The sequence below is a fragment of the Fodinicola acaciae genome (assembly GCF_010993745.1).
GTDB classification, from domain to species: domain Bacteria; phylum Actinomycetota; class Actinomycetes; order Mycobacteriales; family HKI-0501; genus Fodinicola; species Fodinicola acaciae.
In genome coordinates, this window is record NZ_WOTN01000004.1 from 1,016,102 (window position 1) to 1,038,985 (window position 22,884).

Annotated in this window: 17 protein-coding genes and 3 tRNA genes; 10 read left to right on the forward strand and 10 right to left on the reverse strand. The window is 66.9% G+C overall.

What is annotated here, in order from left to right:
* Positions 1 to 16: 16 nt before the first annotated feature.
* The 5 genes from GNX95_RS40275 to GNX95_RS40295 all read right to left on the reverse strand — a co-directional run bounded on the left by GNX95_RS40275 (position 17) and on the right by GNX95_RS40295 (position 3,455).
* Positions 17 to 1,423 carry a serine/threonine-protein kinase gene (locus GNX95_RS40275; RefSeq protein WP_163513309.1) on the reverse strand — a complete coding sequence of 469 codons (1,407 nt, stop codon included), beginning with the start codon at positions 1,421 to 1,423 and terminating at the stop codon, positions 17 to 19.
* Between the two features lie 178 nt (positions 1,424 to 1,601).
* On the reverse strand, positions 1,602 to 2,498 hold the full coding sequence (locus GNX95_RS40280; RefSeq protein WP_163513311.1) for a phosphotransferase family protein: 897 nt from the start codon (positions 2,496 to 2,498) through the stop codon (positions 1,602 to 1,604).
* A 642-nt stretch (positions 2,499 to 3,140) separates the two neighbouring features.
* Positions 3,141 to 3,214 (reverse strand) — tRNA-Phe (locus tag GNX95_RS40285).
* Positions 3,215 to 3,245: 31 nt separating this feature from the next.
* A tRNA-Asp gene (locus GNX95_RS40290) sits at positions 3,246 to 3,319 on the reverse strand.
* Between the two features lie 63 nt (positions 3,320 to 3,382).
* Positions 3,383 to 3,455: transfer RNA gene (locus GNX95_RS40295), tRNA-Glu, on the reverse strand.
* A gap of 131 nt (positions 3,456 to 3,586) precedes the next feature.
* Between GNX95_RS40295 and GNX95_RS40300 the strand changes: the two genes are divergently transcribed.
* Positions 3,587 to 4,822, forward strand: coding sequence for a hypothetical protein (locus GNX95_RS40300; protein WP_163513313.1), 1,236 nt, complete (start codon positions 3,587 to 3,589; stop codon positions 4,820 to 4,822).
* Positions 4,823 to 4,840: 18 nt separating this feature from the next.
* On the opposite strand, the gene GNX95_RS40305 is transcribed toward GNX95_RS40300, so the two are convergent.
* Positions 4,841 to 5,491: a TetR/AcrR family transcriptional regulator gene (locus GNX95_RS40305; protein ID WP_222854300.1), complete on the reverse strand. Its 651-nt coding sequence runs from the start codon at positions 5,489 to 5,491 to the stop codon at positions 4,841 to 4,843.
* 273 nt (positions 5,492 to 5,764) lie between these two features.
* Between GNX95_RS40305 and GNX95_RS40310 the strand changes: the two genes are divergently transcribed.
* From GNX95_RS40310 to GNX95_RS40340, 7 genes are all read left to right on the forward strand, one after another.
* Positions 5,765 to 6,487 carry a methyltransferase domain-containing protein gene (locus GNX95_RS40310; RefSeq protein WP_163513315.1) on the forward strand — a complete coding sequence of 241 codons (723 nt, stop codon included), beginning with the start codon at positions 5,765 to 5,767 and terminating at the stop codon, positions 6,485 to 6,487.
* 36 nt (positions 6,488 to 6,523) lie between these two features.
* Positions 6,524 to 7,804: an aspartate racemase/maleate isomerase family protein gene (locus GNX95_RS42295; RefSeq protein WP_222854301.1), complete on the forward strand. Its 1,281-nt coding sequence runs from the start codon at positions 6,524 to 6,526 to the stop codon at positions 7,802 to 7,804.
* A 99-nt stretch (positions 7,805 to 7,903) separates the two neighbouring features.
* Positions 7,904 to 8,431: a flavin reductase family protein gene (locus GNX95_RS40320; RefSeq protein ID WP_222854302.1), complete on the forward strand. Its 528-nt coding sequence runs from the start codon at positions 7,904 to 7,906 to the stop codon at positions 8,429 to 8,431.
* Between the two features lie 11 nt (positions 8,432 to 8,442).
* Positions 8,443 to 9,978 carry a 4-hydroxyphenylacetate 3-hydroxylase family protein gene (locus GNX95_RS40325; RefSeq protein ID WP_343035097.1) on the forward strand — a complete coding sequence of 512 codons (1,536 nt, stop codon included), beginning with the start codon at positions 8,443 to 8,445 and terminating at the stop codon, positions 9,976 to 9,978.
* Entirely contained in the window at positions 9,979 to 10,776 is a 798-nt protein-coding gene (locus tag GNX95_RS40330) for an IclR family transcriptional regulator domain-containing protein (RefSeq protein ID WP_163513317.1), read from the forward strand.
* Entirely contained in the window at positions 10,769 to 11,989 is a 1,221-nt protein-coding gene (locus GNX95_RS40335) for an acetyl-CoA C-acetyltransferase (protein ID WP_163513319.1), read from the forward strand. The genes GNX95_RS40330 and GNX95_RS40335 overlap by 8 nt, the downstream gene beginning before the upstream one ends.
* Complete coding sequence (locus GNX95_RS40340) at positions 11,986 to 12,846, forward strand: dioxygenase family protein (protein ID WP_163513320.1); 861 nt, start codon at positions 11,986 to 11,988, stop codon at positions 12,844 to 12,846. Before GNX95_RS40335 ends, GNX95_RS40340 begins: the two co-directional genes overlap by 4 nt.
* Here the strand turns inward: GNX95_RS40340 and GNX95_RS40345 are convergent.
* The 3 genes from GNX95_RS40345 to GNX95_RS40355 form a co-directional block, all read right to left on the reverse strand.
* Positions 12,831 to 14,606, reverse strand: coding sequence for a GMC family oxidoreductase N-terminal domain-containing protein (locus GNX95_RS40345; protein ID WP_163513322.1), 1,776 nt, complete (start codon positions 14,604 to 14,606; stop codon positions 12,831 to 12,833). The genes GNX95_RS40340 and GNX95_RS40345 overlap by 16 nt on opposite strands.
* A complete protein-coding gene (locus tag GNX95_RS40350; RefSeq protein ID WP_163513324.1) occupies positions 14,606 to 15,505 on the reverse strand; it encodes a twin-arginine translocation signal domain-containing protein in 900 nt (299 codons plus the stop codon). Before GNX95_RS40350 ends, GNX95_RS40345 begins: the two co-directional genes overlap by 1 nt.
* Before the next feature lie 131 nt (positions 15,506 to 15,636).
* A complete protein-coding gene (locus GNX95_RS40355) occupies positions 15,637 to 16,839 on the reverse strand; it encodes a PucR family transcriptional regulator (RefSeq protein ID WP_163513325.1) in 1,203 nt (400 codons plus the stop codon).
* Between the two features lie 245 nt (positions 16,840 to 17,084).
* On the opposite strand from GNX95_RS40355, the gene GNX95_RS40360 reads away from it, so the two are divergent.
* Entirely contained in the window at positions 17,085 to 17,855 is a 771-nt protein-coding gene (locus GNX95_RS40360) for a response regulator transcription factor (protein ID WP_281357021.1), read from the forward strand.
* The gene (locus GNX95_RS40365; protein WP_246281928.1) at positions 17,852 to 19,342 is read left to right on the forward strand and encodes a sensor histidine kinase; all 1,491 of its coding nucleotides are present in this window, start codon (positions 17,852 to 17,854) and stop codon (positions 19,340 to 19,342) included. The genes GNX95_RS40360 and GNX95_RS40365 overlap by 4 nt, the downstream gene beginning before the upstream one ends.
* Here the strand turns inward: GNX95_RS40365 and GNX95_RS40370 are convergent.
* Entirely contained in the window at positions 19,335 to 22,721 is a 3,387-nt protein-coding gene (locus GNX95_RS40370; RefSeq protein WP_163513329.1) for a S8 family peptidase, read from the reverse strand. The two genes, GNX95_RS40365 and GNX95_RS40370, sit on opposite strands and share 8 nt — an antisense overlap.
* Positions 22,722 to 22,884: the final 163 nt, after the last annotated feature.

The following is a 22,884-nucleotide window of genomic DNA, read 5'->3' on the forward strand; positions in this document are numbered from 1 at the left end:
CGCTGCGTCGGTACAATTAGTGCGCATCACGCATTCGATCTGCCGCTTCCCTGTACGCCTCCGTCCACTTTTCTACAATCCACGTCAATTTCTCGCGTATAGCGGCAGTGAGCTGGTGCATTTGCGTAAACATTGCCGGGCCGTCGAGGAGAACCGTCGCGTCCTCTTGCTGAATTCTATCGACATATCGACCGATCATGATCGAGGCGCCGGCGCCTAAAGTCACCTCGGGTGCGCCGCGAACATTTGAAATTCCTACCCAGATCTTGAGTGACGGCAGATCGCTATGAGGCTGGATGAATATCCCCCCGGCCATGGTAATAGGAGGCTCGGCGCCAAGTAGCTTCATTGTGGCTAGGGGGCCGACAATTGCCGCAATTTCCTCGGAAGCATCTGTATTGAAAGGACCATTTAACATGCCTGGTGGACCACCGTACACGGGTATCTCAGCCCTTACGATGTCATCGTGCAAGACAGACGCCACCTCTTGGAAAATGGCGAATGCGTGTGCGACTCGTGCTCGCCTTTCCTCGCGGACTTTTGCGATATCGGTAATCCAGCGACTCGAATCTATAGCTTGTTGCGCAAGGGTCCTGAGATCAGTTGGAGCTTGGCCAACTGTAAGAGGCGCATTCGAGATCCATGTCGCCAATTCCGACGAAACCGTGCGCATTGTAGGTCGGGCGTGAACATCCAAGGAAGTCATACGCTGAATAAGGGTATCGATCGCAGCAATGCGAGGATGCGGGTTGTACTGCGCGACAAGTCCCTGGCCCGGTGGATGTTCACCTGGCAATGGATAGCGCTGGCCAGTCAGCAGAACCCAGAGAGACTTGGCCAGGCCATAGACATCGGCCGGCCGGCCATCGGCAACGTCGGCATTGTCCAACATCTCTGGGGCGATGTAGTGAACCGGCCCGACCTTTTTGTGTGCTGCGGTTAACGGAGGTGCGCCGGGGAAGTCAACCAGCCCGAAGTCGCCAATCGCCCATCCAGACTCTGTTTGAAAGAGGTTCTCGGGTTTGATATCTCGATGAGATAGACCGCGATCGTGAACAGTGGCTAACGTTGAGGCGATGGACTGAATGGCCTCAACGATCTGTTCGACGGATTCGCCGTCTCCAAGAGCAGTCTGTAACGGAGTGGCCAGCTGCATAGCAAACCACGGATGATAATCATCTCCAAGAAGGCTATGGCCGAGTATCGTGACGATTCCGGGTTCGTCTCTCAACTCTTCCAGCTTTTCAATCTCGCGCATGAATCGTTTGTAAGGTTCTGAATCTGGGTTCTTTGCCTTTAGGAACTTGATCGCGACTTCGCCGATCGCTCCAGATGCTAGCCAGACTTCGGCGTTGCCGCCACTTCCGATATTTCTGACCAGCGTGTACCCGCCGACGACCTTTCCCTCTGTGATACCGCGCATTCATCCTCCCCGAGGGACCGAACCACGTCGAATACGGTATCGAACGTTCCGCAAGGTAGCTGGGACTATCCTGCCCGCTGGGGGAATCTCACGTGGGAGGTAGGCCGACAAGCCAGCCGTCCGTGGCTTAGGTATAACCGAATGGCCAACCCCAAGAGTCTTCCGACCTTAGCTGGGTTTAGTACGGCTTCCAGGTCCGACGACTCGCATCGTTTCGCAGCGACCGAATGCGCATTCGCACCTCGCCAGCAAAGTCGTCGTCCTCGCTGATCTTCTGAGTGAGCCAAGTGACCATAAGGTACTCGCGGAGGGACCGCAGGGCTTCGTAGCCGGGCCAGGTCATGATATCGAAGCCGTAGATCTGGACGAAGTCGTCGTACTCGGCCTTTTTATGCCAGCCGAAGCTGTCGTAGTACATCGCGGTGAGTACCAGGTCCCACTCGCGCGGGCCGGTGGCGAAGCCGTCCAGGTCGAGCAGGATCGGCTGGCCGGATGGGTTGAGGATGACGTTGCCGACACTGGCGTCACCGTGGATCGCTCCAGGTGGAAGTACGAAGTCAATTCCGGCGTAAGCCTTCTGCAGCTCGGGCAGACGCTCCACCAGGTAAGTCCGGTCTGCCTCGTCCAGGCCGGTGGCAGCGTCGAGACGTGGCATCACTCTGGCAAACGGGTCGAGCTGGGGGAGATCCAGGCTGGCAGGTGCGTCGAGCGCGTGGAGACGCTTGATCAGGTGCGCGACATCCGCGGGCTTGCCGTAGTTCTGCTCGTCTGAGATGGACTGCCAGAACACCACGACGCGATCGTCAACGACGATGGGCTGATCAACGGACACTGCACGTACGGCCGGATAGTCGACGGACTCCAGCCAGTTCGCCACCGCGATCTCTCGCCGGTAGCCGGCAACGTCATCGGCTGTACGCGAGACGCGCGCGACGATGGCGTCGCGAAGGCGATAGACCGCATGCGAGCCGAGCCGCAGCAGCTCCGCGCCGGTCGCGTCGATCCCGACCTGAGCCGCCGCCGTTTCCAGCGTCGCTCGCGTACTTTCTTCCGTGAACTCCGCTCGGTCGGCCATGCCAGCGACGTTACCGGGCGCCCGGGTGCGGTCCGATCCGATGTGCGCCAGGTCGCGTGGCCGGTATGCGCGTACGGCCGAGTGCGTATCGCTGCTGAATTGCTCTGTATTGGATCAAGGCGCGCCTCCGGCGCGCCCGGCCCGCCACACCGCCACTGCGGGCGGCGCTGGGGCGCCGTCCTCGGACGGCGGCCGTGCCGGACGACCGGAGTCGCACCCGCTCCGCACCAGAAGCATTCAGCACGAGCAGCACCAGGCCGAGCTGCTGACCGTCCAGTTGCGCTGTGCGTACTCGGGGGTCCTCGCCGGCCCCCGAACCCCCTGGCGCCTCCGAGAAGCCCTCGACGTACACGCGGTACGTGGCACTGGTCGGCCTTCCCGTCGACGCCAAAGGCGACCAGACCGGACTGCCAGGGTCAACCGACACCCCACGATTGACCCTGGCAGTCCGGCCCGGTAGGTCTGCGACCGCCGACGGGAAGACCAACCAGCACCACTAAGAGCCGTGCCCTTTGCGTGCCCCAAGCCCAGGCCAAAGCAGGGTTGAGCAGGTCATTCGAGGCCATCAAGATCCGGACAGCAAAGTACGCCGCTCAGGACGACTGAGCAGCGAATACGTGGATGACGAGGAAGAAGGAAGGGTGGCCAGGGGCGGGGTCGAACCGCCGACCTTCCGATTTTCAGTCGGACGCTCGTACCAACTGAGCTACCTGGCCGTACGTCTCGGCCACGGGATGACCGAGCGAGCGACCCCGACCGGGCTCGAACCGGCGACCTCCGCCGTGACAGGGCGGCGCGCTAACCAACTGCGCTACGGGGCCTTGCTTCACTACCTAACGCGACCGGCTGCCGCGCCTCAACCATGGTACGACCTCGCGGTCGAGTGCTCCCAACGGGATTCGAACCCGTGCTACCGCCTTGAAAGGGCGGCGTCCTAGGCCCCTAGACGATGGGAGCGGGCCGCACCCATGGTCTCACACCGGTCGGAGCCACTCGGCACCGACCAACCGCCGGAAGCCCGCTAAGCATACAGCCGGTACGTCGACAGGCCGACGCCGAGGGGTGCGCCTACGCGGCATGATGAATGGGTGTTCGGCAACAGTGAGGCGCGGCGGCAGGCCGCGGACGCCGCCTTCGAGGTGAAGTCCGCGGCGGCGCAGGCGTTCATCTCGATGGACACGACCCAGGACCACGTCGAGGCGCAGGTGCAGTCGTTTGCGCAGCTCGACGCGGGTCCGGCTGGCGACCGGATGCGGCTGGAGCTGCGGCCGCTGCTGGCAGCGGCGGAGCAGGCGTCGACGGCTTACCTCACCGCCGTCGAGCAGCATCCGATCGAGGAGGACACCAGGGTGCCGGCGCTGCGGCAGGCCGTGCAGGTCTTCGGCCAGGTACGCGACCAGCTCGCCGCGGCCGACGGCAGTCTGCAGGCCTTCGCTGACCGGATCGCGCCGGAGATGTCGCGTTTGGACGCGGCGCTGCAGGAGCTGGCCGGTACGCGATCGCGCGCGCGGGCCGGTCTGGAGAAGGCGCGGATGGCTGTGACCGGTCTCACCGCCGCCGGTTACGCCTCGGCCGCGGTGGCGGCCAAGCTCGACCAGGCGGAGCAGCGCTGGCGGGCGGTGAGTGCTGGTCCGGCGCCGGGGCGGGACGGGCTGGCGGCCGCGGTGCGGGCGGCGAAGGACGCGGAGTCGGCGGCGGCGGCGGTCCAGTCGGCGGCGGCCGCGTACTTCGCGATGGTCGACGACACGCGCAAGCGGCTCTCCTCGACGGCGACCAGGCTCGACGCGATCAGGCAGCGGATCCCGGCCGCCGTGGACCGGCTGTCGGACCTGCGCCGGCGATACGCGCGCGGCTGCTCGGCCGACCTGGAGTACGTGCCGGACGACGTGCGCGAGGCGGTCGACGTGGCCAAGTCGGCGTTGGTGACGGCGGAGCGTACGGCCAAGCGCGGCAACTGGGAGGACGCCGCCACCGCGCTGGCCAACGCCCGCCGCAAGCTCGACAGCGCCGAGTCAGGCCTGCGCGCGGTGGACAGCCGGGTGCGCGAGATCGCCGACGTGGCGGCCAACCCGAAGCAGGGTGCCGACCAGGCCTGGTTCGAGGTGCGCGACGCGCAGAAGTTCGTGCTGGCGGCGCCGGGTGGCGCGCTGCCGGTGGAGGTGCGCGAGCTGGACGCGCTGGTCGCCCGGCTGGAGGCGGCGCCGACGATGCTCAGTGGCGTGCATCCGGACTACTGGGCCTATCTGCAGGAAATGCGGACGATCTCGGTTGCCGCCAACGGAGTGGTCGAGCGAGCCAGGCAACGGCTCGCGAAGACGCCCTGACCGTCCACTGTGGACGGACTAACTTCCGAGTACGGCCAGTGAAATCCGGACGATCTCGGCGATCAGCACCTCCTGGTCGATGGCGCCGTCGGCGATCGACCACTGGTGTACGAGCTCGTTGATCGCCCCAATGATCGCGAGCGCGCCCAACCGGTAGTCGCGGTCCGGCGCCTCGCCGCGATCGACCGCGCGCCGCGCCTCGCCGACCAGCAGGTCGACGTAGTTGTTCCGCCAGTTGAGCCGGAAGCTCTCCACCGCCGGACTGACCCCGATGACCTCGACGTAGGCCAGCCGGGCCCAGCGGGGGTCCTCGGCCATGGTGCGCACGTACGCCCGGATGGCCCGTTCGACCCGCTCGGCCATCGTGCCGTCGGCGGCGTCGGTCATCGCGATGCCGATGGCGACCGCGGCCTGCTCCAGGATGCGGCCGTAGAGCGCGATCAGCAGCGCCTCCCGGCCGGTGAACTCCTCGTAGAAGTTGCGGGTGGAAACCCCGGCGCGAGAACACAACTTCTCGATCGAACTGGACGGATAGCCGAGGGTGCTGAAAAGCTCCAGGCCGGCCTGCATGAGCCTTTCCCGCCGCTCGGCCTTGCGTACGGAGGCACGGCGTCCGCCGTAAGAGCGCTGTTTCGGCTCCTCCGTGTTCACTGATTCTGGGCTGTTCACCGGTCCAGGTTACGGTACTTGTCGGAATCGCCAAGTCATTCCGCGCATAGTTTTGCCGCCGGCTATTTCCGCGCGCTCGGCTTCTTCGGTGTTATTGCTGGTGAAGTAGCGTTTGTCGGGTCCTCGCGCGGTCCGCGACCGTCCACAAAGCACGGTCGGACGGGCGGAATTTTAAATGCGCAAAACTCGAACGTGCAGATGCGCGTGCAGCCGGCCGGCGACGTAGTGTGGACGGATATCTCAACAAAACACGGTCGGAAAGAGGCAAACCGAATGACTGGAGCGCTGCACCGGATCGTGCCGTTGCTGGACGTCCCGGAGGAGGAGCTGTCCGTACGGGACGGCTATTTCGACCTGCTCGCCGGCCAGCCCGTGCGCTCGACCAGACGCGCGCAGTCGATGTGGCTCAACGACATCGGTGCCGGGCTGTACGACATGGTGCATCCGGTCACCCGGCTGATCGCGCCGGAGAGCCGGCGAGTGCCGGAGCGGCTGGCGCTGGAATGGGGATCGACCGTGCTCGATCTCGGTTGTGGGCCGGCCAACATCACCGTCTCGCTCGCCCACGCGGTCGGTGAGCGAGGCCTGGTGGTCGGCCTGGACGTGTCGGAAAAGATGCTCGCGCGAGCGGTCCGCCGGACCGCCGAGCCGAATGTCGGTTACGTACGCGCCGATGCCGAGCGCCTGCCGTTGCGGGACGAGTCCGTCGACGCGCTCTGCTCCTCGGTTGTGCTGCAGCTGGTGGAAAACGTCGATGCGGTTGTCGACCACATCGCTCGGGTCGTACGGCCAGGTGGCCGCGTCGCGCTGTCCGCGACCGCCGCCGGCTACGGCCTGGCGCGGCGCCTGACGCCGCACGTCGGCAGCTTCGCCGGAGCGCACATGTTCGAGCCGGACGAGCTGCCCTCGCGGCTGGCCGACCGCGGCTTCACCGGCATTCGCAGCCGTACGCACGGCATGCTGCAGTTCGTGGACGCACGGAAGCGACCCGCCTGAATCATCGCCGAAACATTTCGCGCCGACAATCGAGGCGTGGAAAACGGCAGGCACTATGGCATCGGGGTCGTCGCGCCGCACGACTTCGCGCTCGACCGCGAGTTGTGGCGGTGGACGCCGGAAAACGTGTCACTTTACGTGACCCGCATTCCGTACGTCGCCGAGCCGGTGACGGTCGGAATGGCGACGACGATCAGCGAGCCCGACGTGGTGGCGCGGGCGACCCGCGACCTGCTGACCCCGCGGCCGAGTGTCGTCGCGTACGCCTGCACCTCCGGCAGTTTCGTCGCCGGGGTGACCGGTGAGCAGGCGTTGCGGCGGGTGATGCTGGCGACCGGCGGACCGGCCGCGGTGACGACGTCGAGCGCGCTCATCGACGCGTTGCAGACGCTCGGGATCCGCCGGCTCGCGGTGCTCACGCCGTATGTCGACAGCCTCACCGAGCGGCTGGTGGATTTCCTCCGCGGTTATGGCGTACGGACCACGAAAAGCGTGAGCCTGGGGATGCTGGCCGACATCTGGACGCTGCCATACCAGGACATCGTCCGCCACGTCCGCGCGCTGGACACCCCGGAGGCGGAGGCGATTTTCGTCAGCTGCACCAATGTCGCGACGTACGACATCATCGCGCCGCTGGAGCGCGAGCTGGGCAAGCCGGTGCTGTCGGCCAACCAGGTGACGATGTGGGCCGCGTTGCGAGCGGCCGGGCTGCCGGCGCCGCGCTGTGGCCAGCTGCTTTTCCAGCCAGACGTGCCATCCGCGGCCGCGCCGGCCGACGCCGGAGCGCGATCGCTGTTCCGGATCAGGGTGAGAATGCCCGACGAGACCGGAAAACTCGCGCAGCTCAGCCAGGCGGTGGCGCTGTCCGGCGGTAACATCCTGGGTTTCGCGATCCATCCGGCCGAGGACGAGTCGGTGGTCGACGAGCTGGTCGTCAGCTGCCCGGAAACGGTGGAACCAAGCGAGATCTGCGAGCTGTTGTCGGCGACGACCGGCGCGCCGGTGCACCTGGCGCCGGCCGATCCGCACGACCTCGTGGACGGTCCGACCCGCGCGCTGGAGCTCGCGGCGGCGGTCTGCGCCGGCGAGACCGGGGTCGCGGCGGCCTTCGCCGCGCTCGTCCATGCCGACGATGTCAGCTATCAAACCGCGTCGCCGCCGAATCCTGGTGCGTACGTGTTGGTGCTGCCAAGTCCCTATCAGTCCGGATGTTTCGTGGCGCGCCGGGCCTGGGCTCCGTTCACGCCGGCCGAGCAGGCGCGAGCGCGGTCGTTCGCCGGCCTGCTGGCTCAGGTACGGGACGGCGTCAGCATCTGAATCGATGCTGCCTTGACACGCGTTGTGTCGCGGTTCACAGTGAGTGCTACCGGATAGCGACAAGATTGTACGCATCGCGTACAGGGCCGAAGGGCCGGAGTGCGCATCGATCCGCGCCAGCTGCGTAACTGCCTGGGTCACTTCGCCACCGGCGTCACGGTGGTGACCTGTGGCAGTGCGGAGGACCCGCACGGCGCGACGGTCAACTCGTTCACCGCGGTGTCGATGGACCCGCCTCTGGTGCTGGTCTCGCTGGACCGACGATCGCGGTCATGCGGCCTGCTGGAGGGAAATCCCTTCACTGTCAACGTTCTGCGCGAACCGCAGGACGAGCTCGCGTTGCATTTCGCCGGTCACCCCACCAGCAAACCGGTGCGCTGGGAGAAGCCGGCCGACGGACTCGCCCCGCGGCTGGCCGGCTCCCTCGCGTACGTCGCCTGCACGCCGTGGCGCTGCTACGACGGCGGCGACCACGTGCTTTTCCTCGGTGAGGTCAAGGAGTTCGAGTTCCACGGCGGCGACCCACTGGTCTTCTATCTCGGCGCGTTCCGGCATCTGGGCGGCGCGTTCGAGGACGTGCCGTGGCTGGAATCCGCGGATCATCCCGGGCTCAGCTGGTTTTCCTGACAGGAGCTACCGTGACATCTCAAAACCAAGAGACCGACAAGCGTACGACCAGGCCGATGACCGGCGACGAATACGTCGAGAGCCTGCGCGACGGCCGGGAGGTCTGGATCTATGGCGAGCGGGTCAGGGACGTGACCACGCATCCGGCCTTCCGCAACGCCGTACGGATGACCGCTCGGCTCTACGACGCGTTGCACGACAAGGAAAAACAGGACGTGCTGACCGCGCCGACCGACACCGGCAGCGACGGTTTCACGCACAAGTTCTTCCGCACGCCCTATTCCAAGGACGACCTGCTCGGCGACCGCGGCGCGATCGCCGAATGGGCCAGGATCAGCTACGGCTGGCTTGGTCGCAGTCCCGACTACAAGGCCGCCTTCCTCGGCACGCTCGGTGCCAATGCCGACTTTTACGAGCCGTACGCGGAAAACGCGCGCCGCTGGTATGCGGAGTCGCAGGAGAAGGTGCTCTATTGGAACCACGCGATCATCAATCCGCCGGTCGACCGGCACCGCCCGCCGGACGAGGTCTCCGACATTTTCATGCATGTCGAGGAAGAACGCGACGACGGTGTGGTGGTCAGCGGCGCCAAGGTGGTCGCGACCGGCTCGGCGATCACGCATTACAACTTCATCGCGCATTATGGCCTGCCCATCAAGAAACGCGAGTATGCGTTGGTGTGTACGGTGCCGATGGGGTCGCCAGGCATGAAGCTGATCTGCCGGCAGTCGTACGCGCAGGTCGCCGACACGCTGGGCAGTCCGTTCGACTATCCGCTGTCCAGCCGGATGGACGAGAACGACACCATCTTCATCCTCGACAAAGTGCTGATCCCGTGGGAAAACATCTTCATCTACGGTGATCCGGACAAGGCCAGCACGTTCTTCCCCGGCTCGGGATTCCTGCACCGCTTCACCTTCCACGGCGTGACCCGGCTGGCCGTCAAGCTCGACTTCATCGCCGGACTGCTGCTCAAAGGCGTGGAAGTGACCGGCACCAAGGATTTCCGCGGCATCCAGACCAGGGTCGGCGAGGTGCTGGCCTGGCGCAACCTTTTCTGGGGCCTGTCCGACGCGATGGCCAACAAGCCGGACGAGTGGAAAAACGGCGCCGTGCTGCCGAATCTCGACTACGGCCTGGCCTATCGCTGGTTCATGACGCTCGGCTATCCGCGCGTACGCGAAATCATCATGCAGGATCTCGGCAGTGCGCTGATCTATCTGCCGTCCAACGCGAAAGACTTCAAGAACGACGACCTGCGGCCCTATCTGGACCGCTATGTGCGCGGCTCCAACGGATACGACGCGGTGGAGCGGGTCAAGCTGATGAAGCTGATCTGGGACTCGATCGGCAGCGAGTTCGGCGGCCGGCACGAGCTCTACGAGCGCAACTACTCCGGCAACCACGAAGGCGTACGAGCCGAGATTCTGTTGTCGCAGGAGGCATCCGGCCTGGCCGACCAGCACCGCGGTTTCGCCGAGCAGTGCATGTCCGAGTACGACCTGGACGGCTGGACCGTGCCCGACCTGATCAATCCGGGCCACTAGATGGTCAAGCCGGCCGACCAGAAGGACTATGTCCAGTCGCTCGACCGCGGACTGGCGGTGATCCTGGCTTTCGCCGACCGCAAACCGCGGCTGAGCCTGGCCGAGCTGGCCGAGGCGACCACGCTCAGCCGGCCGACCGTGCGGCGGATCCTGATCACACTGGAACAACTCGGCTATGTCAGCGCCGACGGCCGGACGTTTTCGTTGACACCGCACGTGTTGGCGCTGGGCTATGCGTATCTCTCCTCGCTCAACCTCACCGAGATCGCGCAGCCGGTGATGGAGGCGCTGACCCGGCAGACCGGCCACACCAGCTCGCTGGCCGGCCTGGACGGGATGGACGCGATTTTCCTGCTGCGGGTGCCATCGCGGCAGGTGATGGGCACGATGCTGATCTCCGGCACACGCGTGCCGGCGTACGCGAGCGCCATCGGCCGCGTGCTGCTCGCCGAGCTGCCTGACCATGACCTGGACCACTTCCTGGACACCGTCGACCTGGCGCCGATCACCGCGCTCACCGTCACCGATCCCTGCCAGCTGCGGCAAACCCTTGCGCAGGCCCGGAAACAGGGATGGGTCCTCGTCGACCAGGAGCTGGAAGAAGGCGTACGGTCGGTCGCCGCGCCGGTGCGCGACGCCAGCGACCGGCCGATCGCCGCGTTGGGGATGTCGGTCGCCGCGCGTACGGTGAGTGTGGACGACCTGCACGCCGATTACCTGCCGGCGATCGTCGAGGCGGCCGCCGACATCAGCGAACGGCTTGGTGCCAACAATGCGAAGAAGGAGCGTCATGCGTGATGCGGTGATCTGCGAGCCGGTCCGTACGCCGGTCGGCCGGTTCGGCGGCGTGTTCCGGGACGTGCCCGCGGTCGACCTGGCCGCGACGGTGATCGCCGAGCTGGTCAGGCGCACGCGGATCGCCCCGGACGCCATCGAGGACGTGCTTTTCGGGCAGTGCTATCCCAACGGCGAGGCGCCGGCGATCGGCCGCGTCGCCGGACTCGACGCGGGCCTGCCGGTCGAGGTGCCTGGCCTGCAGGTCGACCGCCGCTGCGGCTCTGGCCTGCAGGCGGTGATCGACGCGGCGATGCGGGTGCAGACCGGCGTCAACGACGTGGTGTTGGCCGGTGGCGCCGAAAGCATGAGCCAGGTCGAGTTCTACACCGACGGGATTCGTTGGGGCGTGAAGGGTTCCGGGGTGGAGCTGACCGACCGGCTGGCGCGCGGCCGGGTCACCGCCGGCGGTAGGAACTATCCGGTGCCCGGCGGAATGCTGGAGACGGCGGAAAACCTGCGCCGCGAATACGGCATTTCGCGGCAGGAGCAGGACGAGCTGTCTCTTGCGTCCCACCAGCGCGCGGTGGCGGCGATCGAGGACGGCCGGTTCGCCGAGGAGATCGTGCCGGTGACGGTGCCAGGCAAACGCGGAAAACCCGGTGAAACGATCTCACGTGACGAGCATCCGCGCGCGGACGCGAGCCTGGAGACACTGGCCGCGCTGAAGCCGGTGATGCTCAAGCAGGACGCCGGATCCACCGTGACTGCCGGAAATGCCAGCGGCCAGAACGACGGCGCCGCGGTTTGCCTGGTGACCACCGCGGAGAAGGCGGCAGAGCTCGGCGTACGGCCGCTGGCGCGGTTGGTGAGCTGGGCCAGTGCCGGCGTGCCGCCGCGGACGATGGGGATAGGTCCGGTCCCGTCGACCGAGAAGGCGCTGGCGCGCGCCGGGCTTTCGTTGGCTGACATGGACCTGATCGAGCTCAACGAGGCATTCGCGGCCCAGGTGCTGGCGGTGACCCGCGAGTGGAAGTTTGCCGAAAAGGACTTCGAACGGACCAACGTCAACGGCTCCGGCATCTCGCTCGGCCATCCGGTCGGTGCGACCGGCTGCCGCATCCTGACCACGATGCTGCGCGAGCTGGACCGCCGGGAAGGCCGCTATGCCCTGGAAACCATGTGCATCGGCGGCGGCCAGGGACTGGCCGCGGTTTTCGAGCGGGTGGCGCGATGAACGAGCTGACCGAGGAAGTCGTCCGCAGTTTCGACGGCGCTCCGCAGCGGCTGAAAACCGTCACGCAGGCGCTCGTACGCCATCTGCACGCGTTTATCGACGAGGTGCGGCTGACCGAGGCGGAGTGGACGTACGCGATCGACTTTCTCACGCGTACCGGCCACATCACCGATGACAAGCGGCAGGAGTTCATCCTGCTTTCCGACGTGCTCGGTGCCTCGATGGCGACCATCAAGGTCAACCATCCGGCCGGCGGCACGGTCACCGAGTCGACCGTCTTCGGCCCGTTCTATCTGCCCGACACGCCGAAATTCGCCAACGGCGACGACATTTCCCAAGGCGCGCACGGACAACCGTGTTTCCTGAGCGGTGTCATCCGCGACGAGGACGGCGATCCGGTGCCGCACGCGGCGATCGAGGTGTGGCAGGCCGACGAGGACGGCTTCTACGACGTGCAGTATGCCGACCTCGACCGCGCACAGGGCCGCGGCCGGCTGGTCGCCGAGCAGGACGGCCGTTATTGGTTCTGGACGGTGCATCCGGAGGCGTATCCGATCCCGACCGACGGTCCGGTCGGCGAGCTGCTGACCGCGACCGGCCGCCATCCGATGCGGCCGGCACACGTCCATTTCCGAGTTGCCGCGCCGGGCTTCGACACCTTGACCACGCATGTTTTCACGTCAGACAGCGAATATCTGGACTCCGACGCGGTTTTCGGGGTGAAACGCTCGCTGATCGCCGACTTCCGCCGGCACGAGCCGTCCGAGCTCACGCCGGACGGCCGCACCGTTGACGTGCCGTATTACACCGCCACCTTCGACATCGTCCTCGCCAGGCAGCTTCACAGGCCGAGCTGACCGAGGCGGACGCTGATCCGGTGGTCGGTGGAGACGACCGGTGCCTCCTTGCCGACCCACGGATCCCCGCCGAAGTAGAGCCTGAAGATCTTCTCCGCCGTACGGGTCGACAGCGCCTGGTTGGACAGCGTCGGGTTGGGCCCGCCGAGACCGTTGGACAGCGCGGAATTGTCCGCGATGAACAGCCGCTTCACCCAGCGCGCCTCGCCGTTGGCGTCGAGCACCGAGTTGTTCTCCGACGTGCCCATCCGCATCGACGACTGGACGTGCAGGATGAGCGGCGCCCAGTCGATCCGGTAGATTTTCTTGGCACCGGCGCCTTTCAGCAGCTCCGCGGCCTTGCGGGCCATGAACTCGCGGTTGGCCAGCGTACGCGCGGACCGCTGGCGGCCGTGAAACTCCACCTTCGCGACCGGTCCGTTCCGGTCGGCCGGCAGCGCCGAGCGTACGACCCGGTTCTGCGCCTCGACGTCGTCGTCGGTGATCACCAGCACGTTGAGCAGCCGGTCGATGCCGTGGCTCATGATGTCGAGCAGCTCCTTGCCGAGCGGCCGGCCGGTCGGTCCGTCCCAGTTGCCGGTCTTGCCGCGGCCGTTGGCGTACGCGCCGCGTACGCCCGAGTCGGACAGCGCCAGCGTGAAGGCCTCCAGCGCCGGCGGCAGCCCGACGTTTTCCAGGCCTCCGTGGCCAGGAAAGTCGCAGCGCGCCGACGATCCGACACCCTTGCTGTTTCCGGTGTATTCGTCGAAAGTGCCGAGCACCCAGTCGAAGAAGTGGTCGGTGTAGCCGCGGCCGACCCAGTCGTTGGGGTTGGGCAGCTCGCTGTTGAGCCACAGCCGCGGGTTTTCCGTGCAGCCGGCGGACATCACGACCACCGTGGCGTCCTCGCGGTGCAGCTCGCCGGTGTTGGTGTCGCGCCAGGTGACTCCGGTGGCGGTCGGCGTGCCGTGCTTTTCCTCGTAATGCACCTGGTTGACGAACGCGTCGGTGATCAGCGTGATCGGCCGGCCAGCTTTTGCCCACACCTCGGCGGTCAGCGCCATCGGCACATAGCTGTTGTCCGTCGACCGCTTGGCAAACTGGTTGCGCGGCGCGTTGACCGGCTGCATGCAGCCCTGGAAACAGAAGCCACAGAACGTGCAGCCGGTCGCCTTCGGATAGACCAGCAGCTCACGGTCGCTGGTCCTGCCGGCGTTGCCGCCCGGCTGCAGGATCGCGTTTTCCTGCGGTCGATAGGCGAAACCCTTGGCGTCCTTGGTCGTCTGTACGGGGATGCCGAGCGTCTCGCAGCCGCGGAAATAGATCTCCTCCTTCGTCCCCATCGCCGCGGTCTGCACCGGCGCGGTGTGCTCGACCCACTCGAAATAGGGCACCATTTCCTTGTATGTGAAAGGAAAAACATGCTCGGTGTCGTATGCGCCGCGGTCCGCGCCGGCATAGCCCTGGAAAACACCTGGATAGGCACGCGGGTAGTTGCCGTAATAGTGTTGCGTCGTGCCGCCCACACCGGAGAGCTGCCAGAGGAACGAGTTCTGGTTGGTCTCCCGGAACCACGCCGGTTTGGTACGGTCAGCCGGACCGAAGCGGAAAAATCCGGTCAGCGGGTTGTTGGCGTCATTCTCGTAATGCGTCCATTCCCGGCGCGGATTGGCATGCCGCGGCCCCGCCTCCAGCAGCAGCACGTCCAGGCCGCGCGCGGCCAGCTCCTTGGCAACGACCGGGCCGCCACCGCCGGCGCCGATCACGATGACGTCGCGCATCAGCCTTCCACCTTCGTCCGGCCCTGGTAGTAACCCTTGAACTCGTCCCATCCCTCGGCGATGCCGTCATATCGGCTGATCGTCCAGCCGACCGGCTTGGCGGTGAGGGATTTGGTCTGCTTGTCGAAAACGGCGTATTCGGTGAACGAGCCGTACGCGGAGAATTCGATGAGCGCGCCGCCGACGAACTTCAGCACGCCGGACAGCGACTGGTGCAGCGGTTGCGGCAGGTTGACGTCCAGCGCCTCGACCAGATCGGCGTCGGTCTGCTCGACCATCCGCATCGCCTGCGCCTTCTCGGCCCAGCTGAGCCGCGCGAACGGCGACACGAAAACGCCGTGCAGCGAGGCCGGATTCACCTGGGTGGCGACCAGGTTCAGCGTCATCGCGATGACCAGCGACAGCGGCACGGTCTCGTCGGTGGACAACAGCTTTTTCAGCGCCTCGTCGACGGTGTTCAGGTGCAGCGGCAAAAGCCTGGTCAGGTCGCCGGGCAACGGAATTTTGTCATCTGCGACCGCGGTGGCCAGCGCGGCGGCCACCGGTCGTACGTATTCGTTGGGCAGCGGCACGAAATTGTCGAGAGCCGACATCAGGAAATCCGGCGTCCTGGCGTGGATCGCGCCGGGGCCGTTGGTGGAGACGCCCTGCGCCTGGGAATACGGGTCGGAGCCTGGCACCACGAAGGTGGTCAGGCCGTTGATGGTGTCCCTGGCCAGCTCCTGCAACGCCGGCCGGAGCAGCGCGATGACCGGATCCAGGCCGGCTTTGGTCTGGCCGGCGGCGAACGGCAGGCCGGTGACCGTCGGGACGATCGCGCCGGCGGCCACCGCCGCGCCGAGCACACCGGCGCGCGCCAGGAAGGCGCGGCGCGACAGTTGCTGTCGATGGGTCGTCATGGGGCCTCATTTCAGCCGCGTACGTGACCCGAGATGCATATCACTCAAAGGCCGCGATTCGGCCGCCCGGCTGCACAGAGTTACCGGTGCGCGACTGTGCAGCTTGCCTAACCCAGCCCGCAGATGCGGTGTTATCGCAGGTCGTACGCCGCTAATGCGAGCCGGAGTTGCACCTGTCCGCGAGGGTCGTGCATCGGCACCAGCAGCAGGTCTTCCAGCCGGTGCAGCCGGTTGAGCACGGTGTTGCGGTGGCAGTAGAGCCGGTCGGCGGTGCTGCTGGCCGAGCAGTTGGCCTCCAGCCAGGCGCGCAGCGTCTCCAGCAGCATCTCCTGCTCGCGCGCCGGCAGCTCCAGCAGCGGACCGAGCGCGACCTGCACCAGCCGCCCGGCCAGCTCCGGCGACTGCACCAGCAGTGCCTCCTGCAGCCGGTCGTCGAGGTTGGCCACCATGGTCGCGCCGGTGTTGACCGTACGCAGCGCCAGCAGCGCGAGCCGATAGCCGGTCGCCACCTCGGCGAGGCCGCGTACCCGCGGCGAGATGCCGACCGGACCGCGGGCGATCCGGTCGAGCAGCATCATCAGGCCGGTCATCGCCGGCTGGTGGACGACCACCAGGCCGGTCAGGTTTTCCGACCGCTGCTGCCAGATCGACCGGATGCCGCGGATCGCCAGCATGTCGCCGGGCGTGCGCAGGCTCGGCCGGCCGTCGTCGGCGGTCGCCGCGGTGACGACGACGTAGTCGGCGTCGACCGGCAGGTCGAGGACGTTGGCCGCGGCGCGTACGACCGACGGATCCTCGGCGCGGTTGGCGAGCAGGTCGTCGACCAGGGCGAAACGGCGTTGCTCGTCCGTACGCAGCAGCTCCATCTCGGCGCGGTGGTAGGCGCCGGCGACCTCGGCGGACACCGAGTCGATCATGGCCCACACCGTGCTGGCCAGGTCGAGCAGCGAGTCGCGGTCGATGCCGTCGTCGCGTTTGGCCAGGTCGACCAGCGCCTCCCAGAGCACCCGGCCGCCGAGCCGATAGGTCGACAGGACGGTGTCCAGCGGCACCTGCTGCTCCGCGCGCAGCCGTCCGGTCTGGCGTGCGGTGTCGTACAGATGACCGCCGACGGGCTCACCGTTGCCGAGGATGCGTAGCAGTGAGTCGAGGTTGTCCTCGCAGCACCGGCGTACCTCGTGCCGGGGCAGACCCGCCGAGTTGTTCGCGGCGTGTGAGTCGTGCGGAAGCGTCTCCAGAAGCCGGTCCGCGAGCTCGTCCACCCGGCCCAGCAGGGTGCCGGCCAGCACGCTGACCTGGTCAAAGCTCGCGGTCCTGGCCGCACTGCCAGTCATCTCAGACACGGTACGGCCTGTCGCCGATTTCCCATAACCACCCAATTGGTGGGGGCCGGGTCGGTGGTCGCATGGCCACCATGCGTGCGCTCAACGCAAGCATGGTGGCCATGCGACCAAAAGGCTCGAGTGACGGGGAGTGAGCGAGGCGGCGCGAGACGTGGCAGGCTGTGCGTACGCACAGGTGGCACACAGGAAGTCCACAGGCCCGGCACATCGGGTCAGACCACGATGAGGTCATGTCGATGGCGAACGCGGCAACCAGCCAACCGTCCAGCGAAACGGCACAGCCGTCCAAGCTGCGCAGGGCCGACGGCGAACCCATCCGCGTGCTGGTGGTCGACGACGAGCAGACGCTCGCCGAGCTGATCTCGATGGCGCTGCGCTATGAGGACTGGGAGGTGCGCAGCGCGGGCGACGGCAACGCGGCCGTACGGTTGGCGCGCGAGTTTCGTCCGGACGTCGTCGTGCTCGACGTGATGCTGCCGGACATCGACGGCCTCGAGGTGCTGCGGCGCCTCCGCGCGGACGCGCCGCGCATCCCGGTGCTGTTCCTGACCGCGAAGGACGCGGTCGAGGATCGCATCGCCGGCCTGACCGCCGGAGGCGACGACTACGTCACCAAGCCGTTCAGCCTGGAGGAAGTGGTGTTGCGCCTGCGTGGCCTGCTGCGCCGCGCGCACGTCACCGAGGAGACCGACAGCGCGCTGGTGGTCGTCGGCGATCTGACGCTCAACGAGGACAGCCGCGAGGTGCGGCGCGGCGGTGACCTGGTCGCGCTGACCGCGACCGAGTTCGAGCTGCTGCGTTTCCTGATGCGCAACCCCAAGCGCGTACTGAGCAAGATGCAGATCCTCGACCGCGTCTGGAACTACGACTTCGGCGGCCAGGCCAACATCGTCGAGCTCTACATTTCCTATCTGCGCAAGAAAATCGACGCCGGCCGTACGCCGATGATCCACACCATGCGCGGCGCCGGATACGTGCTCAAGCCCGGAGTGGACCAGACGTCGTGATCCGCGATCGCCTGCGTCACCTCGTCCGTCCCGGCGAGTGGACGTTGCGCGGGCGGTTGCTCGGACAGCTGGTCGCGCTGGTCGCGATCGCCTGCCTGGTGATGGGGGTGGTCACGACCGTCGGCCTGCGCGGCTATCTGCTCGGCAAGCTCGACGGACAGGTCGGGGTCGCGGCCGACCGCGCGATGAACACGGTCATCGGGCCGGACGGCCGGATGGCGGACCCGGTGCCGCCGGATCCGCGCAACCAGCGTCCGAGGGTCTTCGGTGGCAACGCGACGGTCACGCTCAGCCTGATCGACGGCAACGTACGGTCTGCGTTTTTCGTCGACCCGCAACAACATGGTGAGCCGCAGTTTCGACCGCTCGCCGCGTCGGTCATCGACACGCTGGTCCAGGCCGCCGCCACACCGGGGATTCACACGGTCGACCTGGACGGTCTGGGACCGTACCGCGTCACCGGAGTGCCGGGCCGGATCGCCGGCCAATCGTTCGTGGTCGGCCTGTCGATGGGCGAGGTGGAAGCGACGGTCGTCTCGGCCACCTGGATCATGCTGGCCGTCGCGCTGATCGTGCTCCTGCTGACCGTGCTCGGCGGCGAGCTGATCATCACCTATACGTTGAAACCGCTCAGACGGGTGGCCGCCACCGCTGGCCGCGTCGCCGAACTTCCGTTGGAACGCGGCGAAGTCGCGCTGTCCGTACGCGTGCCGGACGAGGACACCAATCCACGCACCGAAGTCGGCCAGGTCGGCGCCGCGCTCAACCGGATGCTCGGCCACATCGCCAACGCGCTGGCCGTACGCCACGCCAGCGAGATGCGCGTACGAAAGTTCGTCGCGGACGCCAGCCACGAGCTGCGAACACCGCTCGCGGCGATCCGCGGCTATGCCGAGCTGACCCGGCGCTCCGGCGACCAGGTGCCGCCGGACATCGCGCGCGCGATGGGCCGGGTCGAGTCGGAGTCGGTGCGGATGACCGCGCTGGTCGAGGACCTGCTGCTGTTGGCACGCCTGGACGCCGGCCGGCCGCTGCGCCGCCAGCCGGTCGACCTCACGCAGCTCGTGGTCGACTCGGTGAGCGACGCGCACGTCGCCGGCCCCGACCACAAATGGCGGGTCGATGTGCCGGACGAGCCGGTGACCGTGCCGGGCGACGAGGCGCGGCTGCGGCAGGTTTTGGCCAACCTGCTGGCAAACGCGCGCACGCACACGCCACCCGGCACGATCGTCAACGTGACCGTCGAGGCCGACGGCGGTGACGTACGGCTGTCGGTCACCGACGACGGCCCCGGCATTCCCCCGGAACTTCTGCCGGAGGTCTTCGAAAGGTTCGCGCGCGGCGACAGTTCACGGTCGCGTGCGGCCGGCAGCACCGGGCTCGGCCTGTCGATCGTCGCCGCCGTGGTGTCGGCGCACAAGGGCACGGTCAGTGTGTCCAGTCATCCCGGACACACCGAGTTTTCCGTGCAGCTGCCGGCTATCTGACCGCGTACGCGCGGATGATCGTCTGGCTCAGACCGGTGCCGCGCGTGTCGGTCGCGGTGGTCCGCAGCGAGACGTATCCACTGGCGGGGTTGGTCACCACGGCGACCCACCTGTTGTAACCGGCCGGCACCAGGCCGGCCTTCAGCCAGCTTTTCCCGTCGTCCGTCGAATATTCCAGACTCGCCTTCGTTATCGGCACGTTCGGGGCGCCGTCCTGCCGGTCGGCGTAGACCGGGATCACGAAGCGTCCACTCCGGGCGCTCTGGTTGTCGTCGAGTTTCGCGCCAAACCGCATCGCATAGAGCGGAAATGGCACGCCGTCGGCGTTTGTCGTTGGCACGGAAGCGAAAGTCCACGATGCCGCGACGCTGGTCGAGACCGTGCTGAAGGTCTGGGTCACGTCGGCGTCGAGCCGATACGACCCGGCCGCCGCCGGCGCCGGATAGCGGAGCAGGCCGGACGGATCGGTGGACTCGGCGACCTTCGTCCCGCCGCGATAGAGCGCGGCGTGGTTTTTGGACGTGTAGTTGTAGTTTCCGTACGCGAAACCGCTGTGCGACGGAACGGAGTCGGAGAACAGCCGGAGGTTGAACTCCATCCCGTCCGGACGCTGGACGGCGTTTTGGGTGCGGCCGTCCGGACGGAAGGCCGGTCCGAGAATGCCGCGGTTCCAGGTTTCGGTGTAGGTGCCGCGATGGAGCTGCCGCGGTTCGCTCATCTGGATCAGGTCGGGATCGAACGCGCGGACGAGCTGCGGCATGAACGCGTAGCTCCAATACCCCGCGTCCGGACTGAAGTAGTCGACGTTGTCGATCGTGCCGGGTGTCTCCAGTGCGTACGTGTTGAACCGCGCCGTCACTCCTGGCGCGAACTGGATGTCGGCGGAGCGCAGCACCGCCGGGTCACCGGCCGGCCGGACGTTTTTGTTGACCAGCTTGGCCATCTTCGACCGGGTCGCGTCCACGGCCGCGCCGGCCGGCGCCTTTCCGTAGGACGGCACCGCGATGTGATACCAGTCCGCCGGTCCCGGAATGCCGGGCGATGAACCGGACGGATCGGGAGTCGGGTCGGGAGTCGCCGACGGGTCGACCACGGGGCCGTCGTAGCCGCAGTCGGCGGCCAGCATCGACCGGTAGTCCGACGGCCTGGTCGCCGGGCCGAGGTTGCCGGTGTACAGAGAGGCCGCGGAGCCGAGGATGAACAACTCGCGGTGATATCTGCCGGCCACCAACGAGTCGAAGCTCGGCAGTGCGCAGTAGAACTTCGGTTGGTCGACGTTGATCGCAAACTGTTTGGCCGTACGGAAATCCGCCGTCACGGTGAGGTCGTGGTCGACGGTCAGCGACGGCTGGTCGAGCTCGGCAACCCTGAAGTCCTGCTCGCCGAGGACGGCGAGTGTCTCCAGGAGATAGCGGCCTTTGGGCAGCCGTACGGTGACCGCCCCGTTGCCGGTGTCCTGTGGCGTGTTGTCCACCGGTCCGGTCTGGTAGCTCACGAAGGAGGTGGCAAAACTGAGCGGCTTGCCGTCCAGCCCGACGCCGTGCAGCGTGACGTTGTAGCTTTCCGGCTCGCGCTCGGCCGTGAACGCGGTCGACACGTTTTGGTCTCCAGACGTGCCAACGACACGACCCTGGTAGCGGCCGTCAGGCCCGTCCACGCTCGGTTTCACCGTCAGCGTCAGGTCGGCCTTGCCGCCGGCCGGAATCCTGACCGAGTTGGCGGACAGCGCGAACATGCCGGCTGGTGCCGGTTTTCCGTCCGGTCCGGTGACATCCAGCTGGACCGCGACGGTCGCCGGCTGGTCGCCGAGGTTCTGGTAGGTGAGCGTACGCTGCACCGGCTGGTCGTCGTTGTGGGGCCATGGCTGCGTCGGCACCAGGATGTTGGCCGGTCCGAGCAGAGTTTGCCGATATGCCTTGGCAACGTCGACGCGTCCGGCGCCGCCGTGGTAGATGTCGATGTCCGGCAACGGTTTCGCCGAGCTCATCAGCGCCGACTTGATCTGCTGGCCGGTCCAGCCCGGATGCTCGCCGGCCAGGATCGCCGCCGCGCCGGCGACGTGCGGTGTCGCCATCGACGTGCCGGAAAGACCGACGTAGTTCGGATTGTCACTGGTATCGCCGATGGAACCGTTCTTCGCCTTGGCCGCGACGATGTTCACACCTGGCGCGGAGATGTCCGGCTTGGCGGCTCCGTCGCCGACTCTGGGACCGTAGTTGGAAAAGTCGGCCAGCTTGTCCTGTTTGGACACCGCGGCGACGGTCAGCGCCGCGTCGGCGCTGCCAGGTGAGCTCACGTACGGCGAGCCCGGCGGGTGGTTTCCGGCCGCGATGACGAAAAGCGCGCCGGTGCTGGCGGACAGGTCGTTGACGGCGGCTTCCAGCGGGTCGACGCCAGGCGTGTCGTCGCCGCCGAGGCTCAGGTTGACCACCTTGGCGTGCGCGGTCTGCACGGCCCAGGCCATGCCGGCCAGGATCGCCGAGTCGTCGCAGGATTCGTCGCCGCAGACCTTGCCGATGGCCAGTTTCGTGCCGGGCGCCACACCTTTGTATTTGCCACCGGAGGCGGCACCGGAGCCGGTGATGGTCGAGGCCACGTGCGTGCCGTGGCCGACCAGGTCGTCGGTGTCGGGTGCGTCGGTGAAGTTCTGGCTGGCCACGATCTTGCCGGCGAAGTCGGGATGAGTGGCATCGATGCCGGTGTCGAGTACGGCCACCGTCACGTCCTGGCCGGTGAAACCGGCCGACCAGGCGACCGGCGCGCCGATCTGCGGCACGCTCTCGTTCAGGTTGACTTTCCGCTTGCCGTCAAGCCAGATCTGGGCGATGCCAGGTGCCACGGAGCGTTGCGACGCACCGGTCGCGACACTGTTCCAGAAATCCGGTGCGTCCGCCTTGTCTTCGCGTACGGCCGCGGCGTGCAGCGACGGCAGGTCGCGTTTGACGTTTGCTGAGGCCAAACGCGGTCGTGCCGCGCGGCTGTTCTGGTCGTACCGGATGATCAGCGGCAGATCGCTGCGGTGCGCGTCGTCGTATCCACCGGCGATCAGCGCCGTGACGTCGAAAAGCCGCGCGTCGAGCTTGCCGGCGTCGACCATCCGCAGCGCGTCCAGCGGGATCACCGAGATGTCGGATCCGGTTTTTCTGGTGACGAAAGCGACGTTCTTGCGGCCTGCGCCGGCGGTCGTACGCAGCTGGCCGGTCGGCAACACGGTGACCTTGTCGCCGGTGACCAGCGTGACGGTCCGCGAGGCGGCCGCCGCGCCGGCCGGTTTGGCCGCCTGCGCCAATGTCGTCGCGGCCAGGCAGGCCGCCACGGTGGCCGCCGCCGCGATGGCCGAGACGGCCGCGGCTTTCCATCTTCGTCCGGATGAGTTCATGGCAACTGACTCCAGGTTTCTGAGTGGTTTGCCGGGTTGGATCGGGAAACCGGCATAAACCCGGACTCATCTCGGCGACCGCAGGTTGCAGCGGGGACCGGATGCGGACAGACTCTGCCTTTTGGCGCAACGAGGATTCCGCCGTAACCATCACAGGCCGGAC

Coding starts and splice junctions, on each gene's coding strand:
- GNX95_RS40345 (WP_163513322.1), bottom strand. CDS start 14,606: ATGCGCGACGTCATCGTGATCGGCGCCGGCGGTGGCGGCCCGGTCGTT.
- GNX95_RS40335 (WP_163513319.1), top strand. CDS start 10,769: ATGCGTGATGCGGTGATCTGCGAGCCGGTCCGTACGCCGGTCGGCCGG.
- GNX95_RS40330 (WP_163513317.1), top strand. CDS start 9,979: ATGGTCAAGCCGGCCGACCAGAAGGACTATGTCCAGTCGCTCGACCGC.
- GNX95_RS40370 (WP_163513329.1), bottom strand. CDS start 22,721: ATGAACTCATCCGGACGAAGATGGAAAGCCGCGGCCGTCTCGGCCATC.
- GNX95_RS40310 (WP_163513315.1), top strand. CDS start 5,765: ATGACTGGAGCGCTGCACCGGATCGTGCCGTTGCTGGACGTCCCGGAG.
- GNX95_RS40360 (WP_281357021.1), top strand. CDS start 17,085: ATGGCGAACGCGGCAACCAGCCAACCGTCCAGCGAAACGGCACAGCCG.
- GNX95_RS40355 (WP_163513325.1), bottom strand. CDS start 16,839: ATGACTGGCAGTGCGGCCAGGACCGCGAGCTTTGACCAGGTCAGCGTG.
- GNX95_RS40280 (WP_163513311.1), bottom strand. CDS start 2,498: ATGGCCGACCGAGCGGAGTTCACGGAAGAAAGTACGCGAGCGACGCTG.
- GNX95_RS40275 (WP_163513309.1), bottom strand. CDS start 1,423: ATGCGCGGTATCACAGAGGGAAAGGTCGTCGGCGGGTACACGCTGGTC.
- GNX95_RS40350 (WP_163513324.1), bottom strand. CDS start 15,505: ATGACGACCCATCGACAGCAACTGTCGCGCCGCGCCTTCCTGGCGCGC.
- GNX95_RS40340 (WP_163513320.1), top strand. CDS start 11,986: ATGAACGAGCTGACCGAGGAAGTCGTCCGCAGTTTCGACGGCGCTCCG.